Genomic DNA, 17709 nt, shown 5'->3' with positions numbered 1-17709 from the left:
AGCTGAAAATTCCTTTTTTTCCATAAAACTTAGGCAGCTATTCCTAGAAATTAGCTTAACCACTAAAGGCCTTTGACGATACGAGAGAAAATAAAAAAGCTGACAGAGAAGGTTCTATCAGCCAAAAAGTTAACCAACCTTGCCGGTGGTTTATGATCACCCGGCCGGCAACTTGTCACAACACCTGTCACAGCACTTGCTGAGCGACTGAATTATTGGACAGAAAGCAATTTTAAGGCATCACTGAAACCAGGAAAACTCACCGGAATACATTGGGCCCCCCGAATAACAGTCTGACCTCTGGCGCCCAAACCTGCCACCGCCATCGCCATGGCAATCCGGTGATCTCCGTAACTTTCACAGGTGGTACCGGTAAGGGGCCGGCCCCCCCGGATCAGCAGGCCGTCCGGCAGCTCCTCAATATCTGCCCCGAATTTTCTAAGTTCGCCCGCCACTGTGGCAATGCGGTTACTTTCTTTTACTTTAAGCTCAGCGGCATCCCGTATTTCTGTAAGTCCTTCGGCGTAAGCGGCCGCCACCGCCAGGACGGGTATCTCATCAATCAGCCGGGGAATCAGTGAACCCGCAATTCGGGTGCCTTGCAGCTTACTGCCGGTGATAATGATATCCGCCACCGGTTCGCCGCCCTGCTGTCGCTCGTTAATAATCTCTGCATTTGCCCCCATTTGTTTAAGGACTTGCAGCAGGCCGTCTCTGGTGGGGTTAATCCCCACTCCCGTCAAGCGAACCCGGGACCCCGGCCGAATAGCTGCCGCCACCAGTAAAAAAGCGGCGGAAGAAATATCACCGGGTACGGTTATCTGTTGTCCTGTTAACCGGGGTAAGCCCTGCAGGGTTACGGTATTGCCGGTTACCTTTACAGCCGCACCAAAAGCCTGCAGCATACGTTCAGTATGGTCACGGGAGCGGCTGGGTTCGGTAACCGAAGTTTCCCCGGCGGCATACAAACCTGCCAGAAGTATGGCGGATTTCACTTGAGCGCTGGCCACCGGCGATTGATAGTGCAGTGGTTGTAGCCGCCCGCCCCTGACCGCCATCGGCAACAGGTTATTACGCTGCCGTCCCAGAAAAACTGCCCCCATCTCTGTCAGGGGAGCGGTTACTCGGGCCATCGGGCGTCCCCGCAGGGATTGGTCGCCGGTAAGCACGCTGCAGAAAGGCTGCCCGGCCAAAATGCCCATCAGTAAGCGGGTGGTGGTGCCGGAATTTCCTGCGTCCAGTACCTCTGCCGGTTCCCGCAAGCCATGCAGACCCACCCCGTAAATCCTGAGTTTGCCGGCCACAGGACCCTCTATGTTGACACCCAGGGCCTTAAAGCATTGAACAGTTGCCAGGCAGTCTTCACCCATCAGAAAATTATCTATTTCAGTAATACCCTGGGCCAAGGCGCCCAGCATAACCGCCCGGTGCGATATGGATTTGTCGCCGGGAACAGCCAGTGTTCCCTGGAGTTTGTGAACCGGATTGATGACTAGTTCCATACTAACCCTCGTTTTCATGTAGTTCAGCCAGCACATGCTTTCTGTTTTCGGGCAGGTTTTGTCTGATCTCTCTGGCTGCTGCCAGCTTTTGTACCAGTTCCTCCCGTTCAAAAGCACGAATGGCTTGTTCAACAGTTGTTAATTGCTGCCGAAAATTTTTTACCGCTTGTAAAACCATGTCCCGGTTGGTCAGCAGAATATCCCGCCACATGGCAGGGTTGCCGGCAGCAATGCGGGTGGTATCCCGGAACCCGCCGGCCGCTAATTTTAACAGCAGTTCACAGTCAGCTTCCCCGGCCGCCGTGTTCACCAGGGTGGCTGCCAGTAAATGAGGCAAGTGGCTGATGAGAGCAACCGCCCGGTCGTGCTGCCGGCAGGACAACTCAAGGGGTATGGCTCCCAGCGCCTGCACTAATTGGCGCAGCACGTGCAGGGCTGCCGGGTTGGTTGATGCCGTAGGGGTTAAAACATAGGCAGCTCCTGTAAAAAGATCCTCCCGGGCTCCCGCCACCCCTGCCAGTTCCCGTCCGGCCATCGGGTGACCCCCGACAAAATATACCCGGGAGGGCAGCATGGCCTCGGCCCGTTCCACCAGCCTGCCCTTAACACTGCCTACATCGGTAACTATGGTACCCGGCGCTAAATATGGCCTTGCCATTTCCAGCACGCCCAAGGTAACCCCGATGGGAGTGGCCAGGATCAACAGGTCTGCGGTGGGCAACTCCTCAGACAGGGTACCGGCTCGCCCCACCGCCCCCATGCAAACAGCCAGCTTAAGGTTTTCCAGGTCCGGATCAACTCCTACCACTTCCCGGGCCAATTTTTTTCTGGTTAAGGCCAGGCCCAGGGAACCGCCGATCAAGCCAACGCCGGCTATGACAACCTTTTTAAACAAACAATTACCTCCTGCACATAATGGATAAGGAAAACGCTGCTACAGACTTCTTCCCATCGCCTCTGCCACCCGCCGCACATCCTTCATTAAAGTTTGAAAGTTTTCCGGTGTCAGGGATTGCGGTCCGTCACACAGAGCTTCGGAAGGGTTAGGGTGAACCTCAATCAGTAAGCCGTCAGCCCCGGCTGCCACCGCTGCTACTGCCATGGGCGGAACAAAGCGCCATTTGCCGATGGCATGGCTGGGATCAACAATTACAGGCAGGTGGGATAAATGCTTCACCACCGGCACCGCCGACAAATCCAAGGTATTGCGGGTAAAATTTTCAAAGGTTCGAATTCCCCGCTCGCATAATATCACGTTGTAGTTGCCGCCTGCCATAATGTATTCCGCCGCCATCAACCATTCCTCAACGGTGGCCGAGGCGCCCCGCTTCAGCAGAACCGGTTTATCCACCCGGGCTACTTCACGCAACAGAAAGAAATTTTGCATGTTTCTGGTGCCAATTTGCAAAATATCGGCATATTCGGCCACCATGGGCAGCGTGCCGGCATCCATGACTTCGGTGACAATCTTCAGCCCGGTTTTTTCCCTGGCTTCAGCTAAATATTGTAACCCCTTTTCTTCTAAACCCTGAAAAGAATAAGGCGATGTGCGCGGCTTAAAGGCCCCGCCTCGCAGCAGGGTAGCCCCGGCAGCTTTAACCAGGGCAGCGGCCTCTAAAAGCTGTTCCCTGCTTTCAACTGCACAGGGACCGGCCATTACATGTATATGCTGGCCCCCTATGGCCAGATCGCCCACTTTAACCACTGTATCTTGTTCCTTAAAAGCCCGGCTGGCCAGTTTATAGGGTTGCAGTATCGGTACCACACTTTCCACCCCGGGCATAGCTTCCAGGGCTAAATCGCCCATGCGGGTTTTATCGCCAATGGCCCCGATAATGGTGCGCTCTACCCCCCGGGAAAGATGTATCTGAAACCCGGCCTTTTTTAATCGGTCCAACACCGCCTCAATATTATCTTCCGGCACCTGCCGGCTCATTACTACAATCATGGCAACTCCTCCTTCCGCCCCTTATTTGTACAGGGCACTGCCGTCCTTAATATAACCTGACCTGGCAAATAATAAAAAAACACTCCTTAATTAAGAGTGCCGGCGACATCAATTTGACATAACCATCCCTCCTAACCGTTCTACCGTCCTTCATGGAAAATACCGTTCTACAAACTTTATCTTATCATTTATGAGGAAACCTGGCAATTCTCTTGAAAAAAAATGTCACTTAATGGTATGCTTTTGATAACTTTACTTTTTAATGGTGTTGACAAACGGCCAAGCGGCCGAAAGGAGTGGTATACAAAATGGTACTGTCAGATAAAGTGGCTTCTTTTTTAAACCGGGCCTCCTGGATTCGCAAAATGTTTGAGGAAGGGGATCGTTTGAGAAAAATTCACGGGGCTGATCAGGTGTTTGACTTTACCCTGGGCAACCCATCGGTGGAACCGCCGCCGCAGTTTCGTGAGGAATTGAAAAAATTGGCCCTTCACCCGGAACCGGGTATGCACCGTTATATGAGCAATGCCGGCTACCCGGAAACCCGTTCTGCGGTAGCTGAAGTATTGGCCGAACAATCCGGATTGCCCTTTGCGGCCCGGCATATCGTTATGACCGTGGGAGCGGGCGGCGGTTTGAACGTGGTGTTTAAAGCCATCTTAAACCCGGGCGAAGAAGTAATTGCCATTTCGCCCTATTTCGTAGAATACGGATTTTATGTGGATAATCACGGCGGCGTCCTCAAGGTAGTACCCGCCGGTGCGGATTTCCTGCCTGACTTACCCGCCCTGCGGGCCGCCATCACTGACAAAACCAGGGCCGTTATTATTAACTCGCCCAATAATCCCACCGGCGTTGTCTACCCGGCGGCAGTGCTGGCTCAACTGGGACAGCTGGTTGAAGAAAAGTCCCGGGAAACCGGACGGGAGATTTTTGTGATTTCGGACGAGCCCTATGCCAAAATCGTTTACGACGGGGTTCAGGTGCCTTCGGTTTTTAAATACATTACCAACGCCGTAATGGTTACTTCTCACAGTAAGGACTTGGCTTTACCCGGGGAACGCATCGGTTATATTGCTGTCAGCCCGCGCATTGAGGGTGCGGATACACTGGTGGAAGGTCTGGTGTTTTGCAACCGCACCCTGGGGTTTGTCAACGCACCCGCTCTGATGCAGCGTTTGGTAACCGGCTTGCAGCGAGTATCAGTGGATGTTGCCGAGTACCAGGCCAAGCGAGACCTGCTTTATCATCACCTGACTTCTCTCGGCTTTCAGATGGTGCAACCCCAAGGGGCCTTTTATCTGTTCCCCAAATCCCCCCTGCCGGATGACATTGAGTTTTGCCGCCAAGCACTCAAGCATAATATACTGGTCGTTCCCGGCGGCGGCTTTGGTGCACCGGGCTACTTCCGGCTGGCCTACTGCATTGACATGGAAATAATTAAACGGTCCCTGCCCGCCTGGACAGCCCTGGCCCGGGAGCTGGGTATGCCGTCATAACAGTTAAACAGCCGGCACCGTGGGTGCCGGCTCTTTATTGGCTCAACAATGTACAAAGCGGTGTTGATCAACGGTTGACCAAGAGGTTATATTGCAGCCTGACATTTTTCTCTGGCCTGCAGCAAGTAGGGCAAACCATTCATAAATGAGGCCAACTGCTGCGGCTGTAAAGACTGTGCCCCGTCTGAAAGGGCCCTTTCCGGCGCCGGGTGAACTTCCAGCAGCAAACCGTCCGCCCCCGCCAGCACTGCCGCCCTGGCCACCGGCACAACCAAATCCCTTCTGCCGGTAGCATGGCTGGGGTCTGCCATCACCGGCAGGTGGCTCAGCTGTTTCACCAGGGGGATGGCACTGATGTCAAGGGTGTTGCGGGTGGCGGTTTCAAAGGTGCGGATACCCCTTTCACATAATACCACCTGATGGTTTCCTTCTGCCAGGATATACTCCGCCGCCAGCAACCATTCTTCAATTGTGGCGGACAAACCTCTTTTCAGCAAGACCGGATGCTTTACCCGGCCCACTTCTCGCAGCAGTCCGAAGTTTTGCATGTTACGGCTGCCAATTTGAATCATATCTGCATACTGCAGCACCAGGTCTAAATCCCGCACATCCAGCACCTCTGTAACCACCGGCAGCCGGGCTGCTGCCCTGGCCTCGGCCAGGAATTGCAGGCCCTCCCGGCCCAGGCCCTGGAAGGAATAGGGGGATGTGCGCGGCTTAAATACCCCTCCCCGCAGCATCTGCACCCCGCTTGCCTTTAATTGCAAGGCCAACTGGATCAGTTCATCCCGGTTTTCTACCGCACAGGGACCCGCCACCACAGAAAAATTGCCGCCGCCAAAGGCAGCCGGGCCTACCTTAACGACCGTATCCGCTTGCCGGTTCTTTCTGCTCACTAATCTATCTGAAGACAAGGTTTAACCCTCCGTGTCTGGTCTTGCCATATATTTTCGCTGTTTTTGGTGTCTTTCCTGCTCAGCTGGCTGTCAAAAGATAAATCTTATCATTTGTTAAGAATTATGCCCCGGAGTGTAACATTTTTGCAGGCATTTTCTTATTATGTTAGCAGGGTAGCAACCCAAAAACTATTAAGGGAGGCGTTACGATGAGCGGCTATGGTTATGGTAACTGGAGTTTTATCGTATTCCTGATTCTCATCCTGTTACTCTTCGGCCAGGGGTTCTACGGCTACAATGTTGAAAAATAATGCTTAACAACGGTCTCAACATAGTAACATTCGCAAATTTATTGCCATAATATGGAGTGGGGAAAACAAAAGACGCAAGGAGGTCATATTATGGGATACGGCTACGGCGGTTATGGCAGCAATTTCTCCTTTATTCTGTTCTTAATTCTTATTTTGTTGTTCTTCAGCCCGGGTTTCTATGGACATAACGTAGAGAAATAGCATGCCAACAGGCCGGGGGTAAGACCGCCCCCGGCCTGCTGCTTTTTATTTAATAAGATCCGGTCTAAGATGAGCTGCTTCCCGCAGGTACACATGGACCATTTCTTGCTGTGACTTACCGGTATTTACATGCACCAGCACCCTGATGCAGCGGGGTAAAGAGCCGGCTACGTTTATTTCCTGGGCACACAGTAAAGGTACATAATGCCAGCCCATGGCCCTTACTGCTTTGGCGGGAAATTCGCTGTTTAAATCAGGCGTTACTGTGAAAAATATACTGCCAATATCCTCAACGGTTATTTGATTGCGCTCAACAATGGCCTTTATGAGTTCCTGGGTTGCTTCAATAATTTCCTGGCTCACGTTCCGTTCTACCGTAACGGCTCCTCTGATGCCCCTGACAAAACCAGCCATCCTGCCAACCTCCTTGTTAATCGCTTGAAACAGCCCGGTGACCTAAGCCAATGGCCACTTCATCAAGATGCAGCAGGCCGACACCAAAAAATACAGCCACACTGATATGGTCAGCCTGCCGGGCAATGCCGATTTTGCCCCCGACATTTAAACCTACCGCCTTGGGCATAATCATCGAAAGAGCTTCTCTGGTGGCACCCGCCACGGCACCTTCGTCCGCATGGATTTCTTTAATAACCCCTTCTCTTTTGGCCGCCACCACCGCCCGTTCAATGATACGGTTAACAGAAGAGATAAAATCACCGCCATAATCCACCGCAGCAGTGCGAATGCCTTCATTGAGAAATTTCATTTTATATTCTTTCTCCTGCTCACGGCTTTCTGTCATGGCCATTTCAATAGCAACCCTGGCTATCTTCCTGCTTCCTTGATAAACCAAACAAACACCCCCAAAAAAATAACACCCTCAGGTGTATAAACAGCCTTATTCCCCTGTGGGTTGCCTAGATTATATTACAGCTTGTGGGCAAATGCAACGTCCCGCTACCTGCCGGCCAGCTTCACATGCCCCAGTGCAATTACCGTTTTTCGCCCGGTAAATTCCGCTCCTTTGGCAGGTGACATAACCTGCCTGGTGCTGTCCAGCACCTTTATGGTGACTAAATGATCATAAAAGGTAGTATCAACCTCCACACAATCTCCCTGGCAGACGGCAACGGTTACATAGGGGTGGCTGAAATCTCCCTTCACCTGGCCGTTAACCAGCACCTTCGCCTTGGGCAGAGTGGAAAAATTTATTAGTTGCAAGATTAACACATGCTCCGCCACTGCAGCCGGCTGCATTACTGTCTGGGCATCCGACCCCACCTGGTTGATCAGCCGGTCAGCAGGGAACGGTGCTAAACATATATGATAATACAGTAAAATAACAACGGGTATAGCAACCGGCATTAACAGGTAACGGGAAACTGCTTTAGCGCTGTACCGCAGTTTATTTTTTACTTGCATACCACCGCCTCCTACCAATTATTGTATATGCGGCGGCAATTTATTTTATGTGGGGTTATCGGCTGTTATATTTTCTTTCTAACAAAGCACGATATATTCTCATTTCTTCGGCTACCCTGAACAACAGTCTTTCCACATCATATTTGGTAAGGGCCAGGTTAGGCGGGTCAATGATTTCTATCTTGCGAAAATCATCCCGGGCAATAAACCTCACCACGTCTTCCAGTGTTTCCGCCCGCAGTTGCAAAGTCACCGGGGCATAAGCCACTTCGTGGTTTGAGACTTCATCCACCACAGTATAAACTTCCGCACTCATATCTATATCTTCCACCTGGATACCCTGAATTGGCACATTGCGAAAAACAGCCACCTGCTGTTCCCGCAAATCCTCAGCAGCTTTGTCGCTGGGTTTTCCCCCGAATAAAAAACGTCCCGGTTTCCCGACGCCTTTAAAATCCATGCGAACCTTCACCCTGAGGGGCCGATGCAGCAAATCTTCGTTTTGTATGTTCAAAGGAAACCCTCCTCGCCAAACTTCCTCTCAATCATTCGATTCAGGCGAGGCAAAATCCTGCTAAGGATTACCAACTGATGTCCCGGGAGCCGCAAAAAGGACAGGTATCAAAGTATATTTGCGGTTGTTCATAGGCTTCCTGGGCATCGTCCAAACTTGCCCCCTGACACTCCATAGTGAGCAAGCAGCCTTCTTCATTAAAATTGCCCAGCAAACCGTACGACGGCCCGTTAGCCGTATCTGCGGCAGGAGGAAACCGCGAGCTGGCCAAACTTTCCCAATTGCCGCAAACATTACAGTAAGGCATTAAATAACCCCCCTCTGGCAAGATGTCATTACATTATTGCCCTGAGGGGGGATAATTTATGCTGTTGCAGCTTACCTTTTATTTTTTGCCTGCGGCCTCCGCGGGGCCGCCGGCCGTCCGGCAACCTGTTTAGCTTTTACTTTTGCTTCAGGCACGGTTAAGCCTGCCAGTTGCCTTAATTCTTTAACCTCCTGCCGGGTTAAAGGCCGGTACTGACCCGGCTTTAAATCTTTCAGCTGCAACGGGCCGATGCAAACCCGGCGCAGCCGGAGTACCGGGTATCCGATATGCTCGCACATGCGCCTGACCTGACGGTTGCGCCCCTCGTGAATGCTGATTTTTAGCAGCGCCCGGCCGTTTAGGATATCTACCAGCTTTACATCAGCAGGTGCTGTCAGCCCGTCCGCCAGCTGCAGTCCCCGGGCCATGGCCTGCAGCTTTTCCGGTTCCGGCACCCCGGCAACCCGTACCAGGTAAGTTTTTTTCACTTGGTGCCGGGGGTGAGTCAGGGCGTAGGCCAGTTCTCCGTCATTGGTCAACAGCAGCAAACCCTCTGAATCATAATCCAAGCGTCCCACAGGATAGACCCGTTCTTCTACATCCGGCAACAAATCCAAAACGGTTTTACGCCCCCGCTCATCGCTGAGGGTGGTAACATAGCCCCGGGGTTTGTGCAACAGAAAATATACCTTTTTTTCCGGTGGCGGCAGCAGTTTGCCATTAACTAAAATTTTATCTTTTTCGGCATTAACCTTGGTACCCAGTTGGGTGACCACCTTGCCGTTTACTGTCACCTTACCGCCGGTAATCAGCTCCTCGGCCTGACGCCGGGAAGCCACTCCCGCTCTGGCCAATACCTTTTGCAGTCTTTCTTCCATATGTGTCATGTCCCTTCTTATCTATAGTTAAATTTAGTCAGGGATAGCTTTCCCGAGCCGGTCAGAACTAAAACATCAGCTTGCAAATGAAAACAGATGCCAACAACGTGGTAAAGTCCGCTGCCAGGCCGGATGCCACTGCGTAGCGGTATTTGCGAACACCTACCGAACCGAAATACAGGGTAAGAATATAAAAGGTAGTATCGCTGCTGCCCTGCATGGTAGAAACCAGCCGCCCCACAAAGCTGTCAGGACCGTGGGTTTTTATGACTTCAGTGGCAATGCCCAGGGCGGCACCTCCTGACAGCGGCCGCATCAAAGCATGGGGCAGGATGTCCGCCGGCAGGCCGCTGACCGTTAAAACAGGCGCCAGCCAGGCAGCCAACAGTTCCATGGCCCCGGAAGCTCGGAACACACTCACTGCCACCAGCATAGCAGTTAAATAAGGAATGGTCTTAACGGCAGTGGCAAACCCGTCCTCCGCCCCCTCAACAAATGTTTCAAATACCGGTACTTTTCTTATAAAGGCTGCCAAGGGCACCAGCAGCAGAATAACCGGAACGGCCCAGCGAGAAATTTGGTTGATGACTTCATACAACGATCTCTCACCACCTGTTCCGGTACAGCTTGCGCAGAATCCTGTCCGCTAAAACAGCTACCGTCATGCCGCACAGGGTGGCAAAAATGGTGGTGCCCACTATTTCAGTAGGGTTGCTGCTGCCGTAAAAAACCCTGATGCCAATAATGGTTGTGGGTATAAGGGTAACGCACCCGGTATTGAGGGCTAAGAAAGTGCACATGGCTTCGGAAGCGGTGGACCGGCCCCGGTTTAATTTTTGCAGCTCTTGCATGGCAATCAGCCCCATGGGTGTGGCAGCATTCCCCAGCCCCAAAATGTTAGCACTGAGATTCATGACGATGGCACCCATGGCCGGGTGGTCTTTAGGTACGCTGGGAAATAAAAAACCCGTCAGGGGCCTTACCAGCCGGGCCAGCCCCCTTACCAAGCCGGCTGCCTCCGCCAGTTTCATCATGCCCAGCCAAAAGGTTATAATAGCAATCAAGCTGAGAGATGTTTTGACGGCCACCTGGGCTCCCTCCAGAGCAGCCCTGGTAACTACTTCAATGCGGCCCTGGGCAGCGGCCACCAGAACACCAAAAACCATCATCCCCAGCCATACATAGTTGACCATGTTCTCCCCCCCTTGTCCTCCTACCAGATCTTATGAGGGGCAGAAATTAATTAGAACTGTTCGTCCACCGGCAGGTAGACAGAGAAACAAGTTCCCCGGCCCGGTTGACTGTCCACTTCAATGCGTCCCCGGTGGCTGTCAACAATGGTGTAAGAAATCGACAACCCCAAGCCGGTGCCCTTATCCTTGGTCGTAAAAAAGGGCGTCCCCAGTTTATCCAGGTTTTCCGGCGGTATACCCGGTCCGTTGTCAATTACTGACAGGCATACTTCTTTTTCTGCCTGATGGTATCTGGTTACCAGCAAAATCCTCCCCTGCCGCTCCAGGGCTTGCAGGGCATTTTGACATAAATTAAGCAGCACTTGTTTAATTTGATCCTTATCAATGGTAATCAAAGGCAGGTCTTTCTGCAAATCAGTTTCTACTTTAACTCCCTGGATAAATGCCTGGGATTCAAAAATATGGACAAAACTGGTAATAAGTTCATTCAACGAACACCGCTGCATGGAAGGTGCCTTGGGTCTGGCCAGCTGGAGAAAGTTGTTAATAAAGTTATCTGCCTGATCAATCTCTTGAATCATTATTTCCATATATTCTTTAAAGGTGCTGTTTACTTTTCCAATTTTTTCACTCATCAGTTGAGCAAAACCACGCACAGAAGCAAGGGGGTTGCGTATTTCATGGGCCATGCCGGCAGCCATCTGACCCACTACGGCCAGTTTTTCCTGTTCCTTAATGCGGGCTTCCTGACGGCGCAGATCGGTAACATCGGTATAAATGCCGATGGCACCGGCTACCGCATCGTTTTCATCTCTTAACAGGCTGGTATTTACCAGCAAAAATTTATCGTGCTGGTCATTGCGGCATTTGCACTCAATGTTGGTAAAGGGCCTGGCTTCACGGATGGTTTGCAGCAGCAAAGGTTCCGGTCGGCGGCAGCGGCCCTGCCTCAGACATTCAAAACTTCTGCCCCCGATTTCACTGGCCGGCAGGTTCCAAATTTTCTCTGCCGCTTTGTTAAAAAAGGTAACAATGCCGTCTTTGTTTAATATCACCACTCCCTGGGACATGGCATTAAAAATAATATCCCGTTGTTGCATCAATTGCCTGAGGATTTTTTTTGACTCCTGCAACTGCCTGGCCATTTGAATTTGTTTAAGGGCAGCTTCTACTGCCTTGGCTGCCGCCACTGTTAAACTAAATGTATAAGGACTTTCCGAACCACAGGGCGTGCTTACCTCGATGACAGCCCGCACCCTGCCGTCATCGTCCAAAACCGGAGCCCCGACGCAGGACCACTTGTGAAAAATGGCTAAATAATGTTCCGCACCGATAACAGCTAAAGGTTTGCCCACAGCCAATACAGAACCTATCCCGTTGTTGCCTGCATATTCCTCCGCAAAACACACTCCCGGGTACATTGGCATATTGCACAAGCCGGCCGCCGATGCCTTGTCGCTGAACACCTCCATAACATAGCCTTCGTGATCCGCCACTGCAATATAGTAGTGATCACTGTGTGTGCTTACCGCCCGGATTATGGTTTGCAGATGCGGCTCCAGGAGACAGCTTATTTCATGCAAGTTTACTTTTCTGTACTGAAGTTCGGCCTCGGATAAACACTTTATGTTAATTTTAAACGGGTTAATGCCCCTGGCCAGGCAGCGCTGCCAACCCTTATATGTCTCCTCAAAGATGTCTTGTGATTCTATAGGCTCTCCTTTAATAAATTTTTGCCACCTTGCCAATAATTGGGATTGGTTGAGGTGGGGAACGGATATTAACCGATCAATCAAAATAATTACCTCCGTTCTAATGAAAAGACAATTGTTGTTTCGACATCAACTACTATATCCCTTTAAAAAAGACAAAATAAAAAGTGGGTTACCCCACTTTTTTCCAATGCCCTAGACAATCGGCTGTTTTGCTCCGGTTTCTGCGGTATTTTTACTTTTGTTAAACATGCTTTGTATTTGATTCAACATCTGCGGTGCCGTATCAATCAGCCGGTCAAACAAGGCGTGGCTGTCATCCACCGGCAGCAGGCGAATTTGCCCGTTGCCAACCACCAAAAAACCCATGGGCTGTACTGATACTCCCGCGCCACTGCCGCCGCCAAAGGGTGCCCCGGAGGATTCCCCCTGATTTTTGCTGCCGGTTCCCACGGCATATTCGCCCCCCCCGGCGGCAAAGCCGCAGGCAACCCTGGAAACAGGTATAATAACACTGCCGTCCGGTGTTTCTACAGGATCTCCCACCACCGTATTGACATCCACCATTTCTTTAATACTTTCCATGGCAGTTTTCATGAGACCTTCTATGGGATGTTCTGCCAAGAAAATTCACCCCCTGTTTGTTTGCCTTTTTCTTCAAAATTTTCAGACCCGTAACCATAATATAGCCAATCCTAATTTTAAATATGCAGTCAGCCGATGTGGCAAAGCCGGCTTTTTTAAAATCAGGCTCAACCTTAATAACCGGCTGTACCCTGCCGGGTGCAATTTTGTGATAAAACAAAGCTGTGACAAGGCCTGCAAAACTCCAGGCCAGACCGGCCAGCATGCCGGTAGCCGCCGCATCCGTCGTACCAAAGCTGATTCGCCAGTAAAATTTCTCCAGCACCAGATGTCTTAAAAAAAAATCGACATCCTCTTGAACAACCTGCAACCAGAGCAGCCACTTACGCAGTTTGTCCAACAACTGCTGCACACCGGTTATGGTGATTTGGTTTTCCCGGCTCATAATTTCTCCCGGGTCCCCTTGACCGGTTTCCAGTTCGGTTCGGCTAATCAAAGAAAAACCGGCCATTTTTTGCCGCAGCATCAACACCGGAATTTCTATCCTGTGATGAAAAACGCCCCAAAGAAAAAATTCTATACTGACGGTATCATCTTCATGCAAGCGAAAATACTGAAAGCGAACTTTAATATAAGAAAGGAAGACCAAAGCCGGTAAGGTTACAGCAGTTACTAAGCAAAAAATTATTAACAGACTTTGGTCACCTCTCTTTACTATCGGGCTTTGCTCATTTTTTGCTTAAGTGTTTGCTCACGGGGCACCGATCGATTCAGTTTCGCCGGCCGCAGCAGGCAGCAGTACCACCGGCACCGACACAGTATCTTTTTCTACTCCCTCATCGCCGGTCACAAAGGCTTCCACACTGCCGCGTTCCCGTTCGGCAGGGGAGCTAAAACCCATGGTAGCAGTAAATTTACCGCCTTGAATTGCTACCGGTTTTTCTGCCAGGGTTACGCCGGCAGCATTTTTTATTCTAATTCTCACTTGTCCTGCCACCCCGGCAGCCGTGCCGGAGACCTGCAGGGGACTTTTAACCTGTTCCCCCGGCGCCGGGCTGTCTAATCTTAAACCTTTGTCTGCGGTGTTCTTTTCTTTAGGCGCAACAGGTACGGCAGGGACCGGTAAACCGGGAGGCGCAGCTTCCCGTTCTATCTCAAACCCCAAAGCTTTAACCGGCCTGTCCATGGTAAATGATGCCACCAGAGGCTTTTCGGTATCTGCTTTTGGCCCGCTTGGTGCAGTTGACAGATATTTTAATTTGACATTTATCCAGTCAAAATCATTGGCCGGCAAGCGCCGTTCAATCTCTGCAATTTTTATCGCTCTGCCTGCCGGCAGGTTTTGTTGGCTGACAAGCACATAATTCCTGCCGTTAACCGATGTCCAGACGGCAAAATGCTTATCCCGCAAGGTATTTGCCAGAGCCTTTACAATTTCGGGAGCCTTGTCGTAATCCATAGTTTCAAAAGTAATCCGGGAAACATCAGGTACCACAATGGTTTTGGGTTGTGGGGCCGGCGCGGGTTTTTTGGCCGGGGCACAGCCCAGGGGCAGTGCAATCAGCAAGCTCAGGCAAAACAACCATAAAAATTTACGCATGGCAATTCCTCCTTGTTTTAAGAACAAGTACAAATTTAACATTATTTTTAGCAATTTCTGGAGAAATATGCGCATTGCTTATAAAAACAAAGGTGTAGCAAGATTATTCTTGCTACACCTTAGATTTCACATTGCTCTGCGTTTTCTACCAAAAAATCCTCTAAAGGAGGAAGGTCGGCTAACGATTTTAAACCAAAGTACTTTAAAAAATCCACCGTGGTACCGTAAAGAACCGGCCGGCCGGGTCCTTCGCGCCGGCCTTTTTCCTCGATTAAGTTGCGTTCCAGCAGGGTGCTGATGGGTGAATCCACCTTGACACCCCGAATCAATTCGATCTCTGTTTTGGTGATCGGCTGCCGATAGGCAATAATCGCCAGCGTTTCCACTGCCGCTCGGGACAAACCGGTGCCGCTTTTTCTGTAAAGCCTTTCAATATAAGAGGCATATTCCGGTCGGGTACACATTTGCCAGGTATCTGCCGCCTCAATTATCTTCAGCCCGCCGGGCCTGGTGTCATAATCCCGGGCCAGTTCCCGCAACAGTTCCAGGGCATCCGTCGCATCTAATTCCGCTATGCGAGCCAAGGTTTGCACCGAAAGGGGCTCACCGGCTACAAACAGTAAGGCCTCCAGAGCTGCTTTGGTCTGCTCTTTAAACAATACAGCCAAAACTATCCCTCCCCAGTTATCGCCTGAGTTCGTCGCAGGATGGTTATTTCCCCAAAGGTGTCACACTGGCGGGCCTCAATCTGGCCTGTTTTTAACAGCTCCAAGACGGCTAAAAAGGTTACCACAATATCTGACAGAGTTGTTTTTTCGGCAAACAGGTGGGAAAACAACAACCCCTGGGGATATAAAAGAAGCCTGGCCATTAACTGGCGCATCTTTTCGGGTACCTGGATTTCCTCTCGGGTTATTGCTTCGGGCAATGTAAAACCGGCAGCCGCCCGCCGGAGCACCTGCTGCAGGGAGTGCAGCAGCATCTCCAGGGTGACACCCCCCAGCGGGTCGCGGGGTTTTATTAAGTGCTGATACAACTCGGCGGAATTATTTCTGGTATATGTTTTGCCGGTTTTGCTTTCTCTTTCCTTTAGGTAAGCAGCCACTTCCTTAAACTTGCGGTACTCTAAAAGGCGCTGCACTAATTCTTCCCGTGGATCAGGTTCTGCCGGCTGCAGTTCCTGATCTCCGGGCGAGCGGGGCAACAGCATCCTCGCCTTAATGGACACCAGGGTGGCAGCCATAACCAAAAATTCGCTGGCTACATCTATATCCAAGGCCTGCATCTGCTGTAAATATGAAAGGTATTGGGAAGTGATTTGGGCAATCGGAATATCATAAATGTTTATTTGCTCTTTATCTATCAAGTGCAGCAGTAAGTCCAAGGGTCCTTCAAAGGTGGCCAGTTTCACCTGGTAAGACAATTAACCATCCCCCGCCTTAATTTAACTCTGTGGTCTTGTTTGCACTGCGGTTAACGGCGGAGCCTATATCTAGCTACCGAAGACGGCCTCTCTGACTTCTTGCATGGTCCGGCCGGCTACCTGCCGGGCCTTGGCCTCCCCTGCCCTTAATACTTCTTCAATATAGCTGGGCTTACTCAAAATCTCCTGCCGGCGTGCGCGCACCGCCACAGCTTGTTTTTCCAAAGAACCGGCCAGCTGTTTCTTGCAAGCCACGCAACCGGTACGACCGCCCCGGCAGGCTTCTTCAATACTTTCTAAAAGTTCACGGTTATAAATACGATGGAATTTATGAACCACACATACCTCAGGATTGCCCGGGTCGGTTTTGCGAATGCGAGCCGGGTCGGTAACCATCAGGTTGACATTCTTTTGAATTTCCTCCGGATCTGCCCCGATGGAAATGTAGTTGTGGTAGCTTTTGCTCATTTTAGCCCCGTCGATGCCGGGCAAAACAGCAACTTCTTTCTTTACAATACCCTGGGGTTCCGGGAAGACCGGCTTAAACAAGTGATTAAACCGCCGGGCCACTTCCCGGGTTAATTCAATGTGAGGCAGCTGGTCTTCGCCCACCGGTACGGCATTGGCCTTGTAAAGGAGAATGTCAGCCGCCATCAGCAAGGGATAACCGAGAAAGCCATAGGTGTTTATATCTTTGCCCATTTCTCCCAGCTTTTGTATTTGGTCCTTATAAGTGGGCACCCGTTCCAACCAAGATAAGGGAGTTACCATAGAAAGCATTAAATGCAACTCGGCATGCTGTAAAACATTGGACTGGCGAAAAATAGCACTCTTTTCGGGATCCAGGCCGGAAGCCAGCCAGTCAGCCACCATCTCCAATGTGTTCCGGTTAATATCTCGGGCTTCTTCCCAGCCGGTAGTCAGGGCATGCAGGTCAGCCACCATAAAAAAGCAGTTATATTGATCCTGTAAATCAACCCAGTTGTCAAGCACACTCTGGTGACCCAGATGTAATCGACCGGTAGGTCTCATGCCGCTTAAAATTGTTCCTTTGTTGGTCATAGCAAGATTCTCCTTTATCTTAATCTTAAAGTGGCAACCCCGCCACAAGATTTGCCAGCACAACCAAAAATTTAATTACCGGTTTGGCAAAAAATATTAATATAGGTGTTAAAAAACCAAAAAATATTAAAAGAAACAAAATGGCAAAACCATATCTTTCTAATTCGTACAACCAGGCCTGGCGTCCCGGCAAAAGCCCGGCTAAAATTTTAGAACCGTCCAAGGGTGGCAGGGGCAACAAGTTGAAAACTGCCAGCCAGACATTTAATACCATAAAATTTTCAAAAATATAAGCCGGCACAGGTGATTGATAAAAGATCCCCAGCAGCATCGCTCCTATAACTGCCAGCAGAAAATTAGCACCCGGCCCCGCCAGAGAAACCAGCATCATGCCCTTTTTGCGGTTGGCAAAATGAAACGGGTTGACCGGAACCGGTTTGGCCCAGCCGATGGGGCCGAAGAAAATTAAGATGGTTCCCAGCGGGTCCAGGTGTTTAAAGGGATTTAAGGTAAGCCTGCCTTCATACTTGGCGGTGGGATCCCCCAGTTTATAAGCAACCAGCCCGTGGGCATATTCATGCAGGGGTAAAGCAAAAAAGATTAATAATAATTTATAGATTACTTCTTCTATGGATGGTACACCAAACATTTGTTAA

Annotated in this window: 21 protein-coding genes; 1 reads left to right on the top strand and 20 read right to left on the bottom strand. The window is 50.6% G+C overall.

The window, feature by feature from the left end:
- Positions 1-212 precede the first annotated feature (212 nt).
- Genes aroA through aroF (DESHY_RS10950) form a run of 3 tightly spaced genes read right to left on the bottom strand, consistent with a single transcriptional unit; the run spans position 213 to position 3450 of the window.
- A complete protein-coding gene (gene aroA, locus DESHY_RS10960) occupies positions 213-1502 on the bottom strand; it encodes a 3-phosphoshikimate 1-carboxyvinyltransferase (protein WP_082210490.1) in 1290 nt (429 codons plus the stop codon).
- Between the two features lies 1 nt (position 1503).
- Positions 1504-2397 carry a prephenate dehydrogenase gene (locus DESHY_RS10955; RefSeq protein ID WP_008412753.1) on the bottom strand — a complete coding sequence of 298 codons (894 nt, stop codon included), beginning with the start codon at positions 2395-2397 and terminating at the stop codon, positions 1504-1506.
- A 39-nt stretch (positions 2398-2436) separates the two neighbouring features.
- Positions 2437-3450, bottom strand: a complete 1014-nt coding sequence (gene aroF / locus DESHY_RS10950; RefSeq protein WP_008412751.1) for a 3-deoxy-7-phosphoheptulonate synthase — start codon at positions 3448-3450, stop codon at positions 2437-2439.
- A 308-nt stretch (positions 3451-3758) separates the two neighbouring features.
- Here aroF (DESHY_RS10950) and DESHY_RS10945 point away from each other — a divergent pair, with 308 nt between their 5' ends.
- On the top strand, positions 3759-4949 hold the full coding sequence (locus DESHY_RS10945; RefSeq protein ID WP_008412750.1) for a pyridoxal phosphate-dependent aminotransferase: 1191 nt from the start codon (positions 3759-3761) through the stop codon (positions 4947-4949).
- 86 nt (positions 4950-5035) lie between these two features.
- Here the strand turns inward: DESHY_RS10945 and aroF (DESHY_RS10940) are convergent, their stop codons facing one another.
- The 17 genes from aroF (DESHY_RS10940) to DESHY_RS10860 form a co-directional block, all read right to left on the bottom strand.
- The gene (gene aroF / locus DESHY_RS10940; protein ID WP_008412748.1) at positions 5036-5863 is read right to left on the bottom strand and encodes a 3-deoxy-7-phosphoheptulonate synthase; all 828 of its coding nucleotides are present in this window, start codon (positions 5861-5863) and stop codon (positions 5036-5038) included.
- Positions 5864-6402: 539 nt separating this feature from the next.
- Complete coding sequence (gene aroH, locus DESHY_RS10935) at positions 6403-6771, bottom strand: chorismate mutase (RefSeq protein ID WP_008412744.1); 369 nt, start codon at positions 6769-6771, stop codon at positions 6403-6405.
- Positions 6772-6787: 16 nt separating this feature from the next.
- Positions 6788-7210 carry a HutP family protein gene (locus DESHY_RS10930; protein ID WP_008412743.1) on the bottom strand — a complete coding sequence of 141 codons (423 nt, stop codon included), beginning with the start codon at positions 7208-7210 and terminating at the stop codon, positions 6788-6790.
- A gap of 104 nt (positions 7211-7314) precedes the next feature.
- Positions 7315-7779, bottom strand: a complete 465-nt coding sequence (locus DESHY_RS10925) for a hypothetical protein (protein WP_008412741.1) — start codon at positions 7777-7779, stop codon at positions 7315-7317.
- Positions 7780-7834: 55 nt separating this feature from the next.
- On the bottom strand, positions 7835-8293 hold the full coding sequence (locus tag DESHY_RS10920; RefSeq protein WP_008412739.1) for a hypothetical protein: 459 nt from the start codon (positions 8291-8293) through the stop codon (positions 7835-7837).
- Positions 8294-8360: 67 nt separating this feature from the next.
- Positions 8361-8600: a hypothetical protein gene (locus DESHY_RS10915; RefSeq protein ID WP_008412737.1), complete on the bottom strand. Its 240-nt coding sequence runs from the start codon at positions 8598-8600 to the stop codon at positions 8361-8363.
- 71 nt (positions 8601-8671) lie between these two features.
- Complete coding sequence (locus DESHY_RS10910) at positions 8672-9478, bottom strand: pseudouridine synthase (RefSeq protein ID WP_008412736.1); 807 nt, start codon at positions 9476-9478, stop codon at positions 8672-8674.
- Positions 9479-9545: 67 nt separating this feature from the next.
- On the bottom strand, positions 9546-10076 hold the full coding sequence (locus DESHY_RS10905) for a spore maturation protein (RefSeq protein WP_008412734.1): 531 nt from the start codon (positions 10074-10076) through the stop codon (positions 9546-9548).
- Positions 10077-10083: 7 nt separating this feature from the next.
- Positions 10084-10671: a nucleoside recognition domain-containing protein gene (locus DESHY_RS10900; protein WP_008412732.1), complete on the bottom strand. Its 588-nt coding sequence runs from the start codon at positions 10669-10671 to the stop codon at positions 10084-10086.
- A 50-nt stretch (positions 10672-10721) separates the two neighbouring features.
- Positions 10722-12467, bottom strand: a complete 1746-nt coding sequence (locus tag DESHY_RS10895; protein WP_008412730.1) for an ATP-binding protein — start codon at positions 12465-12467, stop codon at positions 10722-10724.
- Positions 12468-12578: 111 nt separating this feature from the next.
- Positions 12579-13007 (bottom strand): GerW family sporulation protein, encoded by a 429-nt coding sequence (gene ytfJ, locus DESHY_RS10890; protein ID WP_008412729.1) that lies wholly within the window; start codon positions 13005-13007, stop codon positions 12579-12581.
- Complete coding sequence (locus DESHY_RS10885) at positions 12955-13617, bottom strand: DUF2953 domain-containing protein (protein WP_008412727.1); 663 nt, start codon at positions 13615-13617, stop codon at positions 12955-12957. Before DESHY_RS10885 ends, ytfJ begins: the two co-directional genes overlap by 53 nt.
- Before the next feature lie 102 nt (positions 13618-13719).
- Positions 13720-14568, bottom strand: coding sequence for a Gmad2 immunoglobulin-like domain-containing protein (locus DESHY_RS10880; RefSeq protein ID WP_008412725.1), 849 nt, complete (start codon positions 14566-14568; stop codon positions 13720-13722).
- Between the two features lie 119 nt (positions 14569-14687).
- Positions 14688-15236 carry an SMC-Scp complex subunit ScpB gene (gene scpB, locus DESHY_RS10875; protein ID WP_008412723.1) on the bottom strand — a complete coding sequence of 183 codons (549 nt, stop codon included), beginning with the start codon at positions 15234-15236 and terminating at the stop codon, positions 14688-14690.
- Between the two features lie 2 nt (positions 15237-15238).
- Positions 15239-15991, bottom strand: coding sequence for a segregation and condensation protein A (locus tag DESHY_RS10870; protein WP_008412722.1), 753 nt, complete (start codon positions 15989-15991; stop codon positions 15239-15241).
- Between the two features lie 69 nt (positions 15992-16060).
- Complete coding sequence (gene trpS, locus DESHY_RS10865) at positions 16061-17053, bottom strand: tryptophan--tRNA ligase (RefSeq protein WP_008412719.1); 993 nt, start codon at positions 17051-17053, stop codon at positions 16061-16063.
- A gap of 25 nt (positions 17054-17078) precedes the next feature.
- A complete protein-coding gene (locus tag DESHY_RS10860; protein WP_008412717.1) occupies positions 17079-17702 on the bottom strand; it encodes a site-2 protease family protein in 624 nt (207 codons plus the stop codon).
- Between the last annotated feature and the right edge of the window lie 7 nt (positions 17703-17709).

This window comes from Desulforamulus hydrothermalis Lam5 = DSM 18033 (genome assembly GCF_000315365.1).
GTDB classification, from domain to species: domain Bacteria; phylum Bacillota; class Desulfotomaculia; order Desulfotomaculales; family Desulfotomaculaceae; genus Desulfotomaculum; species Desulfotomaculum hydrothermale.
Note: the sequence above shows the minus strand (reverse complement) of the source record. Positions and strands in the feature narration are given on the sequence as shown.